Origin of the sequence: Bacillus sp. CCB-MMP212 (assembly GCF_022748145.1) — a bacterium.
Classification (GTDB): domain Bacteria; phylum Bacillota; class Bacilli; order Bacillales; family Bacillaceae_G; genus Bacillus_A; species Bacillus_A cereus.
This window is the reverse complement of sequence record NZ_JALDQE010000003.1, coordinates 278063-293515: the sequence shown is the minus strand read 5'-3', so window position 1 is coordinate 293515 and position 15453 is coordinate 278063. Positions and strand designations below refer to the sequence as shown.

Sequence of the window (15453 nt, the reverse complement as noted above, 5' to 3'; positions counted from 1 at the left end):
CCTATTTTTTATATTTATATAACAAAAAAAGACCGTCCGGTTGCATCAAAAATGTGCAACCAGACGATCTTAGTAACCAATATGTATTACCGTAGACTCTAAGCTTTGCGGCCTATCCTTTCGAATAGTGTGCTAAAAATATCTTTTATTCTTTTTTTGTTTCATTTTCCTCTTAAACCAAATATTACTATACCGTCTGGACGGTTATAATTCAATACTCTATAAAATTGTTCTATTTTTCTAATAAAAAAAACAATTCACCACTACATTAAATAAGTAATGGTGAATTGTTTTCGCATTATATAGTTCGTATATTCTATTTATATGAATTACTAATAAGAGCTTGAATCACTTTTTCTCTTAACTCGGGGCTTAGTCTGCCAACCCCTAAATATTCCGAATACCATAATCCATCTGCTGCTAATCTAATAATTGTTGCACAAACTGAATCTATCTCATCGTTTTCTATATTCTTTTGCAGTTGCTGAAATGATTGTTGTAATGGCTCAAGTAATTCAGGTTTTAACATGAATGCTGCCATCATACTACTAGACAACTCTTCTGTTCTTCTCTCATTACTTAATCTTTCCTCTACAAAAGAGCGAACCCATCTCCCTTTCCTCTCTGAGTCTTCCGCTACTTTATTGTAAATAGCGCCCTCATTATCCTCTATCCCTCTGACTATCATACCTTCTATTAAAGCTTCTTTATTTGCAAAGTGATACAATAATCCACCTTTACTTACACCCGCCTCTTTTGCCACTGCTTCTAAGGTTAATTTAGCAACCCCTTTACATTGCACAATTTGAGAAGCGGCCGCCAAAATCTTTTGCCGCGTTATGCTGATACTCATTCCTTTTTAAAACCCCATTTCTACTAAATTTATATAAATACGAATCTTATTTTTAATATTGTTGATTACTACTAAGTATTTTCTTTATACAACAAAAGCTGCATTACCTTTGAATTTTTAGTTACTTATTCTATTAAAAATTTCCATATCATTCAATATGATAACATCAAATACATAACATTGACTATACATCTATACTTTTATATTCATCGAAAATATATCCATAAACACGAAATGTATAAAAATTGATTATCCTTATACATCTAATCTATAATTTAAAGAGGTTTATATTTTCATAAAAATAAAGTGAAATTTTATAAGGATGATTCCATTGAAAAAATTTTCTATTAGTTATTTAATATGCTTACTGTTTTTTCTATCATTGTGAATGTTTTACAGTATACAAGCGTTCCAAATTATGCGGATTCATGGGGGCCGATTTGGGTATCTATTATTATGCTTTCAATTCTTGGAAGTATTCCTGTTCTTATCGCTTGTTTAATAGGCGAATTTTGTTATAGAAAAATAAAAGGAAGTCACGAATTAAAAATCGGTATTCCTTTATTTATAGTGTTAGGTATTTCCTACAATCATTTCTTCTTTATGTTGTTTAACGACCGATATTTTCTATCCTTTAATTTAGAAGCCTTTTTGGAAACAGGCCTACCTATTACGTTATCATCTTTATTATTTTACCTTATAAGACGCCGTTAATTCTTTCATCATTACATAAAAAAATGTTATTACTCTTGTTACATCGAGTAATAACATTTTTATTTAAATCTATTTAACTAATTTGCTTCCAACTAGTATCCTTCACATCTTCGCTAGTCGGCTTTCTAACTGATTTCACAAAACATTCCTCGCAAGCACCAAATGCAATGAAGTTTTTCTGTGCTTGTCTTAACGAGACTTCATTTGCCCCGCCTTCAAAGTCAGGATCGTTAAACTGTACCTCATCATCTTCCCAGTAACATATATTACAAATTTCATATGTACCTGGTGGTTCTTCTTCTATTGTTCTATACCCGCAGCACGGACATGTATATTTCATTCTGTTACTCCATTATTCATTTCTTTTTTCTCCCATATATTCCGGCCCATAAAGAATGTAACAGCGCAAATCATAGTTATTACCATGAAAGTAGTATTAGAATCCTCATATGTAGTTGGAATTCCAACCGTTACAGAAACAATACTCAAAGCTAAAAGTAAATATAATAATAAAGATAGAATATAGCTTAGTTTAAATCGTAAAATGATACCTCTAAACAATAGCTCACCAAATAGACAGCCACCTAAAATGATAGGTACTCCGAAATATAATGTAAGGACTCCCATTTGCGCAGTAGATTGAATTATCTTACCGATTATGTTCGGCGAAACCAGCTCACTATTGTTTCCCATCCTATCATATAAATCAAGTGCCGTTACTGAAATAAAGAAACTTAATATAGAAAACGAATACGGTATTAAAAATTTGCTCACTCTCATTCACCTCACTTTTTTTGTTTCACATATATTATTCATTACTTTCACCAAAAAAAAAATAGCCCTCTATGCTAAAACATAGAGGGCATAATTTTTATATAAAAACCTATACCTTATCCTGAAATCCCCCCTAAACAGAACATCTAAACTATCTGTGCCCTATATTCTTTAGGGGATAAGTGGTTATTAGAAAGTAGTGCCTTCTTTTTTATAATATTCTTTTGAAACCTCTTCATAAAATGCGGCTGATGTCGCGTAGAAATACGGTGCTAACCATAAGAAACCGATTCCTATAGTAAGAATACTTAATATGAACCAGCCTAAGAAACTTAAGCATAGTAAAAAGTAATCCATTTTATGTCCATTCATCATATGACGACTCTCAGTAATCGCTTGATTCGCTGTATATTCTGGATGATCATTCAAAATGAAATATGTCATAGAATAAGAAAATGATTTAATAATACCTGGAATAATAAGAAGTAATGTCCATAGAGTCAAGTATACATACATTAGTAAATATGTTAAAAACGACTTCATCAACTTACTTCCATCGCTAAACCATCTAAATATATGACCAATGCGAGCATCAGTCCCACGAATTGCATTTAAAACAAGATAATAGGCACCTATTGTTAATGGACCAATAACAAGCATTACTATAATACTTACTGTAAGTGAATCACTTGCCTCTTCCCAACCCCAAAATATCGAGAAAATACCTGTTGTTAGCATTTCAACAGCTCCAATAAGGATTCCAATTAATAAGGTTGCCCCTACCGCTAATCCCCATCTTCCTTTTAATGCATCAAGTGCTTCTCTTTTCAACTGACTTATCATATATAACCTCCTAATACTATTTGTATTTTAGTATACCATTTATATCAAAAATTCCACATATTTTCCTAAAACAGAAGCATATTACCTTTTTTCATACGTATTGATACATGTGTGCTGTAGTTGTACTAATATATGGATTAAACGACTCTTTTCCCCATAACAAAAAAGCTTGCCCTTCAGAATAGGCAAGCTTTCTCAAATTATTCCTCACTCATTCTCTTCTTATACCAATCCTGCATTCTCTCCGCGTCTTCTACTCTCGTATGCTCTATTTTATAACTAGATGATGCACTAGAAAACTTATACGTACATAAATCCGCTCGGCGCTGGAAATATGATTGTGTCTTCTCCATTGATTGGACATGTCTTCTTCTAATAAGTCCTGTATATTTTCCGACGCTACGATAGACAAGTGTAATTTGTTCTCCGTTAACACTGTAACCATTTGTTTTAAATGTTGCGTATCCAAGTGTAAAGATAAGGATTGCGAGCGGAATTAATGCCCACATGATGAAGTGCTTTTCAGAGTATATACTTATTCCAAAAAGCGGGATTGCTAGCATTGCGAAGAAAATGAAACTATCAATGAGATAGCGGCGTAATGCTGCTTTTGGTAATGCAATAATGTTTGCATTCAGTTCGTATGGTAATTGTAAATGGGCGAGTAACTGTTGTACTCGATTTTTTCGAATGATTGGGTGCAGTGTAACCTTTTCTTTTTCGTCACCCATTCCTTTACTTTGAATGACTTCTACTTGCACAGCACAATAACCGAATGGTTGGCGTAAAATACTTTCTTTTATCGTAATACCTTGAATACGATGCAATTTTAGTACGAGCTCTTTTTTCTCAAGTAATCCTTGCGAAATGCGGACTTCGTCATTTCTTCGATTCACTGTGAAATCGCCATGTTTTAACGCGTAACCGATTGTAGATATAATCCAAGAAAGAACGAGTAACATGGCTACCATGAAAATCCAGCCATATATATCATGTTCCATTACATACGACTTTACGCCATTCTCTATCCATTTCGGAATGTACTCATCTACTTGGTGATAGACGAAAAAGATTAAAGAGAATAATAGTCCAAATTGACCAGATGTAACAGATGCTAATAAAATCTCTTTCCAAGTTAATTTATATTCTGTCGCTTGTTTTTCTTCTGTAACAATTTCTTTTTCTACTACATTTTCTGTTGCTTCGTCTAACGTTCCTTCTGCTTTCACTTCTGGAGTTGGCTCATTTAGCAAAGTAATAAGCTCCGCCGCTTCTTCTGCCGTAATACCAGCTAAGCTAACTTCTGCTTCATCGCCCCCACCAGCTGTTTCGATTTGAATTTTCTTTAAACCGAGCATTTGATAGAGCACGTTAGAACTTGTATTAATCGTTTGAACACGTTCTTTATTTAAGTAGCTCTCCTTTTTCACGAAGAGACCTTTTTTCACATGTAATACGTTATTTTCAACCCAATATGTTGTGTAATACCATTTTTCAAATGCTGAAAAAACGGTGAGTAAACCAAATGCTGCGGGAATTAAATACCAAAACGGGAATTTTCCGTTTAAGCTAAACATGAAAATAATGAGTGGTATAAAATCTGTTATTTTTAATTCTAATAACATCGTGATTGGATGCTGCCTCTTATACATCCTCATCACTCACTTTCGCTAATTCTGCGATTTTCGTTTTCAACATTTCTGCTTCATACATCGTTAAGCCTGGGATGCTATGAGAAGTTGCTGCTGTTGAAATGTGTAATTCTGCTAAGCAATATTTTCTCATAATTGGTCCTTGTTCAATCGTTACGTGCTGCACACGAATCATCGGTACTAATACGCGCTTTACGACAAAAAGACCATGCTGAATTTCAAGCTCTTCTTCATTTAGTTGGTAGCTGTAATAACGTTGACGTAGTTTCGGGAATAAGAAGTACGAAAATGGTGCGAACACAACTGTTAGCCCAATCATTACATACAAAATCCACGCCCACCAATCAAACTTTATCATGAGGAAAAGGTAAGCTAAAATGACGAGTATACCAATCCCTTCTTCAATTACAGCACGAACTTTCCACACCTTGACCATGTTAGGGTGAATTTCATTTTTCAATGGATCCATGTAACCACTCCAAATCTAGTAATCTAATATATGAATACTCCCAATCTATATTTTACATAACTTTACAGAAAATTGAAATTTAATCTTCTTTCTTCTCCGGAATAAAATATCCGAACCAAAGTAACCAAATGAAACCGATTAACTTTAGCCAACTTCCATCCGCTTGAAAAGCTTCAATCATACCTGGTATTTTATAAATCCCAATAAATCCAAGAAAACCGAGCCACCAGTTTTTTTGCATTTTCATCTTTACTCCTCCTTCATGACGTTTTTCACATTTCGAATCCAAATTTCTTTATACTTTAAATGGAATCCCATGAGCATATAGTTGCTCATATTATCGATCACAAGCGCTAGCGTATGAGCATTTTCTTCCGTTTCATGTTGTGACACAACGCCCAGTCTCGCGCCTTTCTTCAATAAATCGTGGAAACCATGTAAGAAATCCTCTTGTATTTCAAATAAACGTTTCTGGTACTTTTCATTTCGCGATGCAGTTACGATAAATTCATTGATAACGCGTAGTATTCCTTCTTGCCCTTCATACTCAGAGAGCATATGTAAACCATCTGCGATTAGCTTTTCGGCAAAGTTTTCTTTCGTATACTGCTCTTTATCGAAGTAATTTGCAAAATGATAATCAGAAAAAATCTCTTCAAATAAAAAATCAACTAACGCTTCTTTAGAAGAAAAATGATAGTAAATAGCCGGTTTTGAAATACCTACCTCTTTCGCAATCATGGAAAGACTCATCTTCTCAATGCCGTGTTCTGCCATAAGTTTAAATGATGCCTCTACAATGTTCTGCGATGTTTGTAAATTCTTCGTCATACTGTACCTCACTTATTTTTACTTACCGGTCGGTAAGTAAATTGTAAAATAAAAAATTATCGTTTGCAAGTTTGATTCAAAACTATATATTACTTTTTCAATCTATATTATGAATCTGGATCATATTCCTTAATAATTACTACAATAATCTTTAATCCAGTTAAATCACAAAAAGCACCGTTGTGAGTGCTTCTTGTAATCTAATATTTAGGCCCCATGTAATCATAACTTTGATCTAGCGCTTTTAATAAATCAATCGCACCCTTTAACTCTCTTTTATCAGACTCTAATTCTTCCATTCTTCTTTCAATATCTTTTTTAAAAGATTCTAAATCGCTAATGGCTTTTTTCCCTACTCCAAGTTGAGACCAGCTTGATAAGAGTAAATCATGTACAGTACTTACCACTCTTTTATTATGGTTTAAATCTTGAATCATATGGTCAAATTGTTGTAAAGCTTGGCTCAATACTTCTTCATTTAAGTAAATTCTCGGCATCTTAATCTTCTCCCTTAATATTGTTGATCCGTCTTCTTATAATCATCGGCTTTCTTCTCAATAAAATCTGAAATTTCCGTTGCTGTTCGTATGTACCAAAAACTTAAATGCTCTACATGTGCACGTATATTATTTACTTTAGCTTCTACCCGTCTACTTTCAGCCGTTTCTAATAATGTCATCATATTAGAAATTAACCTCGGTACTCTATCTTGAAATTCTTGCGCGTTTCGCTTCATATCTCTTACAGCTTGTTCTAAATTCTCTACCACTACACGAATCTCTCCCCCGCCTAATAACGCGCCTGGTGAATCATAAACTCTTTCATTCGTGTCTACATTTAACAAGTATTTATTTGATAAAGACCCATTCTCTCCAAATTGGAAGTTTTGATCTGTTTGATAATGATAACCAGGGCCACTTATCGAATTTAAAAATCGAGTAACATCCATCCCAAGCTTTTGCTGTAATGATAGCTTTGACATTTCTTCTTTCGAAATTGGTGGGGTTACCGCATAAGTAGAGCCTATATGACTTTCATATGCACCAAATGGTCCATAGCCAATTGAATCATTTCCGTGAACAACACTTACAATTCTATTATTAAACTCACCATTATTTGCTCTTTCTTGTAAATCAGGCGGTAACAAATGTTTTGCACTCGGCGCATTCCATGACATACATCTTACATTATCATTAGATGCCGCTGCATACTCCGCTAAAGCTCCCCCTAACGAATGACCCGTCGTATATATCTCTACATCATCCCTGTCCTTGTATGTATCCGTTACTTGTTTCATGACCCTTTCAGCTTGTTCGAATTGATTATGTGTTTCCCAGCGCTGATTCTCTTCATTCCAATATTTCTTTGAACCTTCATTCTCAGTCCCTGCTACAGGAGGTGCTGCTGGTTCATGAACACCTTCTCGTAATACAAAATGATTAGTATCTGTTTTTAAATCCTTCATACCTTCCCCTGGCTTCATCGGAATGCCTAAAGAGTTTTTCTCTATAATTTTATCCCCTTCTGTTCCTCGGAAAGCTACCATAACTTGCTTTTTCCCATCGACATCTCGTTCAAAGGCTACTGCATCCATTCCGGTTTGTTTGTCGTGGAATGTTTCACGGACCTTCCATGTTTGTAAAGTATCATCATTCGCATTATTCACTGTAATTTCATTTCTTAACTCTTTATCTGATTTATACGCATCTTTAGCCATTCGATAAAAGCTTAAATCTAACACTTCTTGTGTATTTTTGCTATCCAAAGTATTCCCTCCTCGGGATATTTAGTATATTCTAAATTATAGAACAACATTAACGGAGGGTAAACATGAGAATTAAAATCCGAAAATTTACCTTTTTTGTCTTTTTTATCTTTGTAAGTACAATAATTGGGGGATGTAATATGCAGGAAAATAATAAAGAAAAACAAATAGTAGATAAAGCAACAGAAAAAACAATTAATTACTTTAAAGAGAAACAAAATTTAGATGTAACTATTACTGATTACAGGTTCCCTTCTAATGATCTAGAATCAGTCTTCATAACTGGGCATATCAAAGATGATGAAAGCAAGGAATTCACTGCTACAATAGATTACAATAATAATTATAATGTTGGTTCTGTTTCAACGAATTTTTCTCTAAAAAAATAATACAATATGGATAAAAAAATGAGGAAATAGCATTAAAAGAAAAAGCAAAAAAAATCGCAATCCAACATTTTAAAGAAGATAAAAAGCTAGGTGTCACAGTGACAAGAGTGGAATTCGTCCCCTCAGATTTTTGGGTGATTTTTGTATCAGGTCATGTAACAAATAATCCAAACCGTAAAATAACTGCAGATATAAATTATAAAAATAAGGTTGAAAGTATTAGTTATGATGACTGAAATTAATATGAAAATAAAGTATATTTTTGTTGGCCCTTTATATTAATTCCAATTATTTCATATGTATATAAAGGATGATATCAATATTCAATAAGCTCAACTTCTAACGTTAAAAATTTAGAAGCAATGTATCAAACTTTTGGGCACCTAACAATAAGGTGTCTATTTTTATTTTCAAAAGGAGCCCCTCAAATAATTCTTAAAAACCTAGATTGATTTGAACCTATTAAAACATTTTAAAGTTTCTCTTCTGCAACATTTGATATATCCCTAATTTAGGAACCAATGATTGGAGGAGAATTATGTTGCATAAAAGATTGTTTTTTTATTTAGTTTTCATTATTACTACCTTAGGAGGCTGTAATAATGAAAATAATACCGAGGAAGAAATCATTAATAAAGCAAAAGAAGAAACCATTCAATATTTCAAAAAAACAGAGGGCTTAGATGTAACAATTACTGATCATGAATTTGGACCAAAAGACTTTCAAACTATCTCTATATCAGGCTATGTGACTAATGATAAAACGAAAGAATTTACCGCTTCAGTTGAATACGCAAATAATTATCATATCGGCGCTATTTCAACCACCCAAAATTTAGAGCTTAAAAACTAATAATCGGGGCACTTTAGAGTGCCTTTTCTTTATGCTTCACCACACAATGTTCAGTGAATATAAAATTTATTGCAGAGGAATATAACGCACTATTAACGGAGTGATTATTCGTGAAAAAATATAGTATAAGGTTATTCATTATTTTTACACTTATCCTTTTAGGAGGATGTACTATAGATCAAAAGAATGAGGAACAACAAATTGTTAATAAAGCAAAAGAAACAACCATTCAATATTTTAAAGAAAAACATAATTTAGATGTAGTAATTACAGGGCATAGCTTTCCTCCAAATGATTTTCAAACTGTATTTATAGATGGTTATGTTAAAGATGATAAAAGTAAAGAATTCTCAGTAGATGTAGAATTTGGTAATGGGGACTATAGGGTCGGTTCTATATCTCGTTCTGAAAACTTTAAATTAAATTATTAATAATAAATCTAAAAAACTTTAATAATACTTAAGATTAATATAATATATAGAGTTTGGTTACCAAGTCTATTGAAGACACCTTAAGGTGTCTTTTTTGCGTAAAATACTTTAGCATATGAAATTTTTTCTTAACAAAATGATTAGTATCTGTTTTTAAATCCTTCATACCTTCCCCTGGTTTCATCGGAATGCCTAAAGAGTTTTTCTCTATAATTTTATTCCCTTCTGTCCCTCGGAAAGATACCATAACTTGCTTTTTCCCATTTATATCTCATTCAAAGACCACTGGGTCCATTCCGATTTATCGTGGAATGTTCCTCCCTTTTCCTATACTTGTAAACTTCGACCATCTTTATTGGTAATAACAACTTCTTCAATATATTTATCAGATTCCTACGTAGTTTCTGCTAATTGATAAAAAGTAGAATCTAAAACTTCATTTTTATTACTCAAAACATTTTTCTCCTACAACATTTGATATATTCTTATAATTAAGATAACATTTTCGGAGGATACATATGGATATTATTATTAAAAAATTTAGTTTTTGTTTATTATTTATACTTATTTTAAGTACTTTAGAGGGATGTACCATGGATCAAAAAAACAATGAAGAACAAGTAGTAAGAGAAGCAAAAGCGACAACCATTACATACTTTAAGGAAAAGCAAAATTTGGATGTAGTAATTACTGGGCATGAGTTTGGTCCTAAAGACTTACAATCCATTTATATTTCTGGACATGTCAAAGATGATAAAGACAAAACATTTAATATAACTATTAAATATAGCGGGGAGAAATACACGATAGGTTCAATTTCTAAAAGTAAAAGTTTAAAATTAAAATACTAACACTTCCCATAATTTTTATCTAAGGCATTCCTATATGCTCCCAATGATGTTCAAATAGTTTTTATAAACGGACATGTTAAAGATAACAAAAATAAGGTTTTTTCTATGGACGAAGAATATGATGTAGGAGATTAGCATATAAGCTGTATGTCTCATTCAAAAAATTTAGAGCTTAAAAACTAATAATCCGGGCACTTTAGATTGCCTTTCCTTTATGCTTCACCACACAATGTCCAGTGAATATAAAATTTATTGAAGAGGAATATAACGCACTATTAACGGAGTGATTATTCGTGAAAAAATATGCTATAAGATTATTCTTTATTTTTACACTTATCCTTTTAGGAGGTTGTACTATAGATCAAAAGAATGAGGAACAACAAATTGTTAATAAAGCAACAGAAACTACAATTCAATATTTTAAAGAAAAAGAGAATTTAGAAGTGGCTATTACGAATCATAGATTTCCTTCTAATGATATCGAAACTATTTTTATAACTGGTCATATCAAAGATGATACAAATAAGAAATTTACTACTTCAATTGATTATAAGGATGATTATAATATCGGTTCTATCTCTACTACTAATTTCAGCCTAAAACACTGAAAAGACAATCTGAATTATACCTTCTTCTTTTGAAGTATTAATCATTAAAACAAAAAAGCATCCTAAATCACAAATTTAGGATGCTTTCTTGTTAATCCTTATTCAGCAATCGCATACGATAACAATTCATCGTTACTTCTCCAAGTCGTTGCAGTAATTGATAGTTCGCATATGCACCGACCGGGGCACCGATTATGGGTACGAGCTGAAGCATTTTTGCTAAATCGATATAGTCTCGGTACTCTGTTTGAAACTTTTCCCAGTCCATATGATTTTCTTGTTCTGTATCCCACGTTTCGATTGCTTTCCATATTTCTTTTCGGTGGTCGTCACTTGAAAAGGCAAGCTGGAAAACGTGAAGGATAAAAAGGCGCTCTTCTTTATCGCTCGTATCAAATCCGTACAATGTTGCTGCATCGAATAAAAATTTAATTTTAATGCCGAGCAACAGCGGAAAGTCAGCAAGGCCAAGGAGAATACCGCCAGCTCCCGTCCCTGCTCCTTCTGCCGCTGCTATTTTTTTGTACTCATCCATTTTTTTACGTACTTCGTCGTCTCTTCTTTGCAATGACCAGTTCGTCTCTTTTAATTTCGGCTTTATAAAGTTTGATCCGGCACTAATCGTTTGCACCATCATCCGAATCGTTTCTGTTAATACTTTTTGCACTTTCGCCGGAATAAGCTGCTGTACTTTCGTCTGCACTTTCTTTGAGAACCGTGTCATCATAGAAGAATCTTTCATGAATGTAGCTTTCCACTGCTCCAATTCTTTTATAACCTTCTCTTCGTATGTAATCATAGGTTCATTCCCTTCAATTTAAACGCTCAATACGTTTCGCCCCGTATTGATAAACGAAACCGATACTAAATATTATGCTTACGACTAATAAAATTCCCGTCATCATGAAATCTTTCGTCGCAAGTGCAAATATAACTGTAAAGATTATACTCCCGATGATTAGAATCGCATTTAATAAAGTAAGAAAATCTTTCTTCTTTTCATCTACCTTTACTGGATACAAATCAAGCCAAATCTTCATGCGGTGATGCTTCCATAAAGTTAATAGCTGATAACCGATCAAGTATAGGAAAATAAGGCTTACGATAAATCGGCCATATAAAAACGGAATGAAGTAAAGAATAACTCCGCCAAGTGCAAGCAGACGCACATATAATCCAAAATAGTTACCTGATCTTAAAAATGTTCTCGTATATAAGTATAAATATGTACGCTTTTCGCCGATTATCGACAGAATGAAATCCAGCCATTTTCGGCGAGATACTCTTTCTTTTAATGCTGGTACATCAACGAACATGTTCGCGATGCGGTACAGCAGCATCATCTTCTTACCTTCTTCAGAAATTAAATACTCCCAGTTTAGCGGCTTTCCCTTCACCATTTGATGCAGCAGCCCAAGGTATAACACCATGAGAAGTATGATTCCGCCAATAAACATAACGGAAGTACGTTCTACAAGGAAGTATACAAATAAGCCGTTTAAAATAAAACGAATGAACCAATCTGCTCTTTGTATATTTTGATCGGTTAAAAATGACTTTTCCCACGCGACGAATAAGTTCCACGCCTTTACAATGACAAACGCGAGCACAATCCATATGTAAGCCGCTCCTGTTTGTTTCATTTGCTGGAAATATAACGGGGCAAGCGCTGCCGCTACGATTGCGATTATGTATAACTGAATCATAAACGTAAAAAGAAATGCCTTTGTAAAGTATGGTTTTAATTTTTGTTCAACTGGCAGTAAGTAAACGAGATCCGCTTCTTTTAATAACGTTTGGATTGATCCAGCCGTTAATACGAGTCCTAGCAACACTGCCATAACGAGCGCCGCCGGAAACGAAGGTGTTAACGTTTGTAACCATTGCTGATAATAATACGCTCCTGCGCCGATGATGAATACAAAAATAAATTTCAAATGATCATTAAATACGTATTTACTATATGTACGAACTTCTTTTAGAAAGTGACGAAATCGTTCTTTCCATAATGCTGTGCTATTCATAATCTTCTTCCTTCGTTAATGCAATATAAATATCATCTAACGTTGCACCCGGCATATTAAACTGTGATTGTAGTTCAGCTAATGTTCCCTTCGCTCTTACTTCACCTTGATGCAGAATAATGAACGAATCACAATAACGCTCTGCCGTCGCTAAAATATGTGTGCTCATTAAAATACCGGCTCCACTCTTTTTCATTTGATCCATCATTTGAAGAAGTGATTGAATCGCTAACGGATCAAGCCCTACGAAAGGTTCGTCCACAATGTAAAGAGATGGTTCCACTAAAAATGCACTCATAATCATTACTTTTTGTTTCATCCCTTTTGAGAAATGAGACGGAAACCATTTCAAACGATTTTTCATGCGAAATTCTTGTAATAGTTGTCCTACACGTTCTTCATATTGTTTTTCATCGACACCGTACGCCATCGCTGTTAGCTTCAAATGTTCTTCTAGCGTTAGCTCATCATATAATACAGGTGTTTCTGGGATGAACGAAAAACTAGAACGGTACGCTGTCATATCATCACGAATTGTTTTCCCATTAATTGTGACAGTTCCTTTTTTCGGTTCCATTAAACCGATAATATGTTTAATCGTCGTACTTTTACCAGCTCCATTTAAACCGATTAAGCCGACAAGTTCGCCTTTATTAACAGAGAACGAAACATCTTTTAATACAGGTCGTTTCGTATATCCTCCTGTAACATTTTCTACACGCAATAACTCGCTCATACGACACCACTTTCTTCATTAGTATTCATTCTATATTCATCTTACCAAAAATTATGCTGTACTACATAGTATCCATGTACTCAAAAAAAAATTTTAAATTTATTAGCATATATTTTCCCGAAAGCGGACATCATAATTAGTGAAGAAGGAACACATTGAAAAAGCAACCACCAATTGATGAGTACAACAACATAGTGAAGTCATCATGAAATGGGGTGTCCATGTTGGACAATGAAATTTACACATAACCAGATTATTTGTTTCATTTTCGAAACGGGGTGTCTCTGAAAGAGCATATACTGTTTTAAAAAATAAACAATTTCATTTTAAAAAAGATTGCAATTCATTTCACTTGAAAATGGGGTGTCTACGGCAGAAACTTTAGCCGATTTACCGTGCATTTCTTAAATAAATGAGGTGTCTGCGAAACGTAAATTACGATAATGCTTTTTCAATCCCTCTTCAGAAAACAGGAAGCTGAGTCAGCTTCCTGTTTTTCGTGTTTGTTCTCTTATGTAATTATGGTAAAATACGGCTAAGGATATTTGAAAGGATGAGATCAATGAATCATACAGCAGACAATTGTATTTTTTGTAAAATCATTGACGGGCAAATCCCTTGCTCAAAAGTATACGAAGATGAACATGTGCTTGCATTTTTAGATATTAGTCAAGTAACAAAAGGACATACTCTTGTTATTCCGAAAGTTCACAAACAAGACATTTTTGCGTTAACGCCAGAAATCGCATCACACATTTTTTCTGTCGTTCCAAAAATCGCAAATGCGATTAAAGCAGAGTTTAATCCAGTTGGCTTTAACCTACTTAACAATAACGGTGAAAAAGCTGGACAAACTGTGTTCCACTTCCACCTTCATTTAATTCCACGCTACGGTGAAAAAGATGGTTTCGGTGCTGTTTGGAAATCACACCAAAATGAATACACTATGGAAAATTTACAAAACATCGCAAGTACAATTGCAAATAGTGTGAAATAATGACACTATAAGAAGGCGTAATACATAACAAGCCACTTCCCTGAAGTCATCAAATTCCGCATGGCTTGTTTCTTCACTTAAAATGCTCAGGGATGATTTTTTTGTGCATAGCACATATAAGAAAGATATGCATATTGTTTTACATCATGAATACGAACAAAAAATAAGGAGGTCTCCTTTTATGTCAAAAGCTAAATCCTTTATTACAGGTGTTATTTGCGGGGGAGCAGTTGCTGGACTAGCCGTTCTTTTCTCAACTCCTTCTTCTGGTAAAGACATGCGCGGCAAGTTAAAAGAAAAAGGAAATGATATTAAAAAGACTTTAGCTGATATTACAGCTGATACGAAATTATTAAAGCGTCAAATTGTTGAAACTGCTTCAGAAGGTAAAGAAGTGTTTCAAGAACTAAAAGATGACATGCAAGACACGCTTTCTAACTGGAAACAAGATATTTCTCAAAACAAGCGCCATATTGAGAAAGAAATTTTGGACATCCAAAAGTCAATTGAGAAACTGCAAGAAGCTGTTCCAGAAAAAGCGTAAACAAATTCCTGCTTAGTTTTTTGCATATAACAAATATTTTTTATATAAATTGACCTTGACACGGCATATCGTATAGATATGCCGTGTTTTTATGCATTTACAATATATGTTATCAATTA

At 33.7% G+C, this 15453-nt stretch carries 20 protein-coding genes, 2 pseudogenes and 1 riboswitch; of the genes and pseudogenes, 8 read left to right on the top strand and 14 right to left on the bottom strand.

Annotated features, from left to right (window positions below; genetic code table 11):
* Positions 1-51 precede the first annotated feature (51 nt).
* Positions 52-144, bottom strand: a riboswitch (cyclic di-GMP riboswitch).
* Between the two features lie 172 nt (positions 145-316).
* Positions 317-853, bottom strand: a complete 537-nt coding sequence (locus MRP26_RS09950; protein ID WP_000028013.1) for a TetR/AcrR family transcriptional regulator — start codon at positions 851-853, stop codon at positions 317-319.
* A 331-nt stretch (positions 854-1184) separates the two neighbouring features.
* On the opposite strand from MRP26_RS09950, the pseudogene MRP26_RS09945 reads away from it, so the two are divergent.
* A pseudogene (locus MRP26_RS09945) lies at positions 1185-1567 on the top strand (hypothetical protein).
* Positions 1568-1640: 73 nt separating this feature from the next.
* On the opposite strand, the gene MRP26_RS09940 reads toward MRP26_RS09945, so the two are convergent.
* The 9 genes from MRP26_RS09940 to MRP26_RS09900 form a co-directional block, all read right to left on the bottom strand.
* Positions 1641-1907: a CPCC family cysteine-rich protein gene (locus tag MRP26_RS09940; RefSeq protein ID WP_000877837.1), complete on the bottom strand. Its 267-nt coding sequence runs from the start codon at positions 1905-1907 to the stop codon at positions 1641-1643.
* Positions 1904-2347 (bottom strand): hypothetical protein, encoded by a 444-nt coding sequence (locus tag MRP26_RS09935; RefSeq protein WP_242806128.1) that lies wholly within the window; start codon positions 2345-2347, stop codon positions 1904-1906. Before MRP26_RS09935 ends, MRP26_RS09940 begins: the two co-directional genes overlap by 4 nt.
* 183 nt (positions 2348-2530) lie before the next feature.
* Entirely contained in the window at positions 2531-3184 is a 654-nt protein-coding gene (locus MRP26_RS09930; RefSeq protein ID WP_053565074.1) for a DUF975 family protein, read from the bottom strand.
* A gap of 200 nt (positions 3185-3384) precedes the next feature.
* Positions 3385-4836 (bottom strand): PH domain-containing protein, encoded by a 1452-nt coding sequence (locus MRP26_RS09925; protein ID WP_242806127.1) that lies wholly within the window; start codon positions 4834-4836, stop codon positions 3385-3387.
* Positions 4829-5305 (bottom strand): PH domain-containing protein, encoded by a 477-nt coding sequence (locus tag MRP26_RS09920; RefSeq protein ID WP_242806126.1) that lies wholly within the window; start codon positions 5303-5305, stop codon positions 4829-4831. The genes MRP26_RS09925 and MRP26_RS09920 overlap by 8 nt, the downstream gene beginning before the upstream one ends.
* Before the next feature lie 79 nt (positions 5306-5384).
* Positions 5385-5552 (bottom strand): hypothetical protein, encoded by a 168-nt coding sequence (locus MRP26_RS09915; RefSeq protein WP_000783806.1) that lies wholly within the window; start codon positions 5550-5552, stop codon positions 5385-5387.
* A 2-nt stretch (positions 5553-5554) separates the two neighbouring features.
* Entirely contained in the window at positions 5555-6136 is a 582-nt protein-coding gene (locus tag MRP26_RS09910; protein ID WP_016082590.1) for a TetR/AcrR family transcriptional regulator, read from the bottom strand.
* A 200-nt stretch (positions 6137-6336) separates the two neighbouring features.
* Positions 6337-6633, bottom strand: coding sequence for a hypothetical protein (locus tag MRP26_RS09905; RefSeq protein ID WP_063546724.1), 297 nt, complete (start codon positions 6631-6633; stop codon positions 6337-6339).
* A gap of 14 nt (positions 6634-6647) precedes the next feature.
* Positions 6648-7853: a lipase family protein gene (locus MRP26_RS09900; protein ID WP_404221751.1), complete on the bottom strand. Its 1206-nt coding sequence runs from the start codon at positions 7851-7853 to the stop codon at positions 6648-6650.
* Positions 7854-7966: 113 nt separating this feature from the next.
* Here MRP26_RS09900 and MRP26_RS09895 point away from each other — a divergent pair, with 113 nt between their 5' ends.
* From MRP26_RS09895 to MRP26_RS09885, 3 genes are all read left to right on the top strand, one after another.
* Entirely contained in the window at positions 7967-8290 is a 324-nt protein-coding gene (locus tag MRP26_RS09895) for a hypothetical protein (RefSeq protein WP_001220548.1), read from the top strand.
* 538 nt (positions 8291-8828) lie between these two features.
* Positions 8829-9143, top strand: coding sequence for a DUF1433 domain-containing protein (locus tag MRP26_RS09890; RefSeq protein ID WP_000902681.1), 315 nt, complete (start codon positions 8829-8831; stop codon positions 9141-9143).
* Positions 9144-9253: 110 nt separating this feature from the next.
* Positions 9254-9574 (top strand): hypothetical protein, encoded by a 321-nt coding sequence (locus tag MRP26_RS09885; RefSeq protein WP_063546720.1) that lies wholly within the window; start codon positions 9254-9256, stop codon positions 9572-9574.
* 121 nt (positions 9575-9695) lie between these two features.
* On the opposite strand, the pseudogene MRP26_RS31020 reads toward MRP26_RS09885, so the two are convergent.
* A pseudogene (locus MRP26_RS31020) lies at positions 9696-9892 on the bottom strand (lipase family protein); the annotation flags it as partial.
* Between the two features lie 200 nt (positions 9893-10092).
* Between MRP26_RS31020 and MRP26_RS09875 the strand changes: the two are divergent.
* Both MRP26_RS09875 and MRP26_RS09870 read left to right on the top strand, forming a co-directional pair.
* Positions 10093-10425 carry a hypothetical protein gene (locus MRP26_RS09875; protein ID WP_043924631.1) on the top strand — a complete coding sequence of 111 codons (333 nt, stop codon included), beginning with the start codon at positions 10093-10095 and terminating at the stop codon, positions 10423-10425.
* 293 nt (positions 10426-10718) lie between these two features.
* Positions 10719-11033, top strand: coding sequence for a DUF1433 domain-containing protein (locus MRP26_RS09870; RefSeq protein WP_242806125.1), 315 nt, complete (start codon positions 10719-10721; stop codon positions 11031-11033).
* 91 nt (positions 11034-11124) lie between these two features.
* On the opposite strand, the gene ecsC is transcribed toward MRP26_RS09870, so the two are convergent.
* From ecsC to ecsA, 3 genes are read right to left on the bottom strand one after another with little or no spacing between them, the layout of a single operon-like run.
* The gene (gene ecsC / locus MRP26_RS09865; protein WP_000634129.1) at positions 11125-11832 is read right to left on the bottom strand and encodes an ecs operon protein EcsC; all 708 of its coding nucleotides are present in this window, start codon (positions 11830-11832) and stop codon (positions 11125-11127) included.
* Positions 11833-11845: 13 nt separating this feature from the next.
* On the bottom strand, positions 11846-13057 hold the full coding sequence (gene ecsB / locus MRP26_RS09860) for an ABC transporter permease EcsB (protein ID WP_197241364.1): 1212 nt from the start codon (positions 13055-13057) through the stop codon (positions 11846-11848).
* Positions 13050-13793, bottom strand: coding sequence for an ABC transporter ATP-binding protein EcsA (gene ecsA, locus MRP26_RS09855; RefSeq protein ID WP_053565078.1), 744 nt, complete (start codon positions 13791-13793; stop codon positions 13050-13052). Before ecsA ends, ecsB begins: the two co-directional genes overlap by 8 nt.
* A 562-nt stretch (positions 13794-14355) precedes the next feature.
* Between ecsA and MRP26_RS09850 the strand changes: the two genes are divergently transcribed.
* Together MRP26_RS09850 and MRP26_RS09845 are read left to right on the top strand one after the other, a co-directional pair.
* Positions 14356-14790 carry an HIT family protein gene (locus tag MRP26_RS09850; protein WP_001016835.1) on the top strand — a complete coding sequence of 145 codons (435 nt, stop codon included), beginning with the start codon at positions 14356-14358 and terminating at the stop codon, positions 14788-14790.
* A 181-nt stretch (positions 14791-14971) separates the two neighbouring features.
* On the top strand, positions 14972-15334 hold the full coding sequence (locus MRP26_RS09845; protein WP_000030302.1) for a YtxH domain-containing protein: 363 nt from the start codon (positions 14972-14974) through the stop codon (positions 15332-15334).
* Positions 15335-15453: the final 119 nt, after the last annotated feature.

Coding starts and splice junctions, on each gene's coding strand:
- MRP26_RS09950 (WP_000028013.1), bottom strand. CDS start 853: ATGAGTATCAGCATAACGCGGCAAAAGATTTTGGCGGCCGCTTCTCAA.
- MRP26_RS09940 (WP_000877837.1), bottom strand. CDS start 1,907: ATGAAATATACATGTCCGTGCTGCGGGTATAGAACAATAGAAGAAGAA.
- MRP26_RS09935 (WP_242806128.1), bottom strand. CDS start 2,347: ATGAGAGTGAGCAAATTTTTAATACCGTATTCGTTTTCTATATTAAGT.
- MRP26_RS09930 (WP_053565074.1), bottom strand. CDS start 3,184: ATGATAAGTCAGTTGAAAAGAGAAGCACTTGATGCATTAAAAGGAAGA.
- MRP26_RS09925 (WP_242806127.1), bottom strand. CDS start 4,836: ATGTATAAGAGGCAGCATCCAATCACGATGTTATTAGAATTAAAAATA.
- MRP26_RS09920 (WP_242806126.1), bottom strand. CDS start 5,305: ATGGATCCATTGAAAAATGAAATTCACCCTAACATGGTCAAGGTGTGG.
- MRP26_RS09915 (WP_000783806.1), bottom strand. CDS start 5,552: ATGAAAATGCAAAAAAACTGGTGGCTCGGTTTTCTTGGATTTATTGGG.
- MRP26_RS09910 (WP_016082590.1), bottom strand. CDS start 6,136: ATGACGAAGAATTTACAAACATCGCAGAACATTGTAGAGGCATCATTT.
- MRP26_RS09905 (WP_063546724.1), bottom strand. CDS start 6,633: ATGCCGAGAATTTACTTAAATGAAGAAGTATTGAGCCAAGCTTTACAA.
- MRP26_RS09900 (WP_404221751.1), bottom strand. CDS start 7,853: ATGGCTAAAGATGCGTATAAATCAGATAAAGAGTTAAGAAATGAAATT.
- MRP26_RS09895 (WP_001220548.1), top strand. CDS start 7,967: ATGAGAATTAAAATCCGAAAATTTACCTTTTTTGTCTTTTTTATCTTT.
- MRP26_RS09890 (WP_000902681.1), top strand. CDS start 8,829: ATGTTGCATAAAAGATTGTTTTTTTATTTAGTTTTCATTATTACTACC.
- MRP26_RS09875 (WP_043924631.1), top strand. CDS start 10,093: ATGGATATTATTATTAAAAAATTTAGTTTTTGTTTATTATTTATACTT.
- ecsC (WP_000634129.1), bottom strand. CDS start 11,832: ATGATTACATACGAAGAGAAGGTTATAAAAGAATTGGAGCAGTGGAAA.
- ecsB (WP_197241364.1), bottom strand. CDS start 13,057: ATGAATAGCACAGCATTATGGAAAGAACGATTTCGTCACTTTCTAAAA.
- ecsA (WP_053565078.1), bottom strand. CDS start 13,793: ATGAGCGAGTTATTGCGTGTAGAAAATGTTACAGGAGGATATACGAAA.
- MRP26_RS09850 (WP_001016835.1), top strand. CDS start 14,356: ATGAATCATACAGCAGACAATTGTATTTTTTGTAAAATCATTGACGGG.
- MRP26_RS09845 (WP_000030302.1), top strand. CDS start 14,972: ATGTCAAAAGCTAAATCCTTTATTACAGGTGTTATTTGCGGGGGAGCA.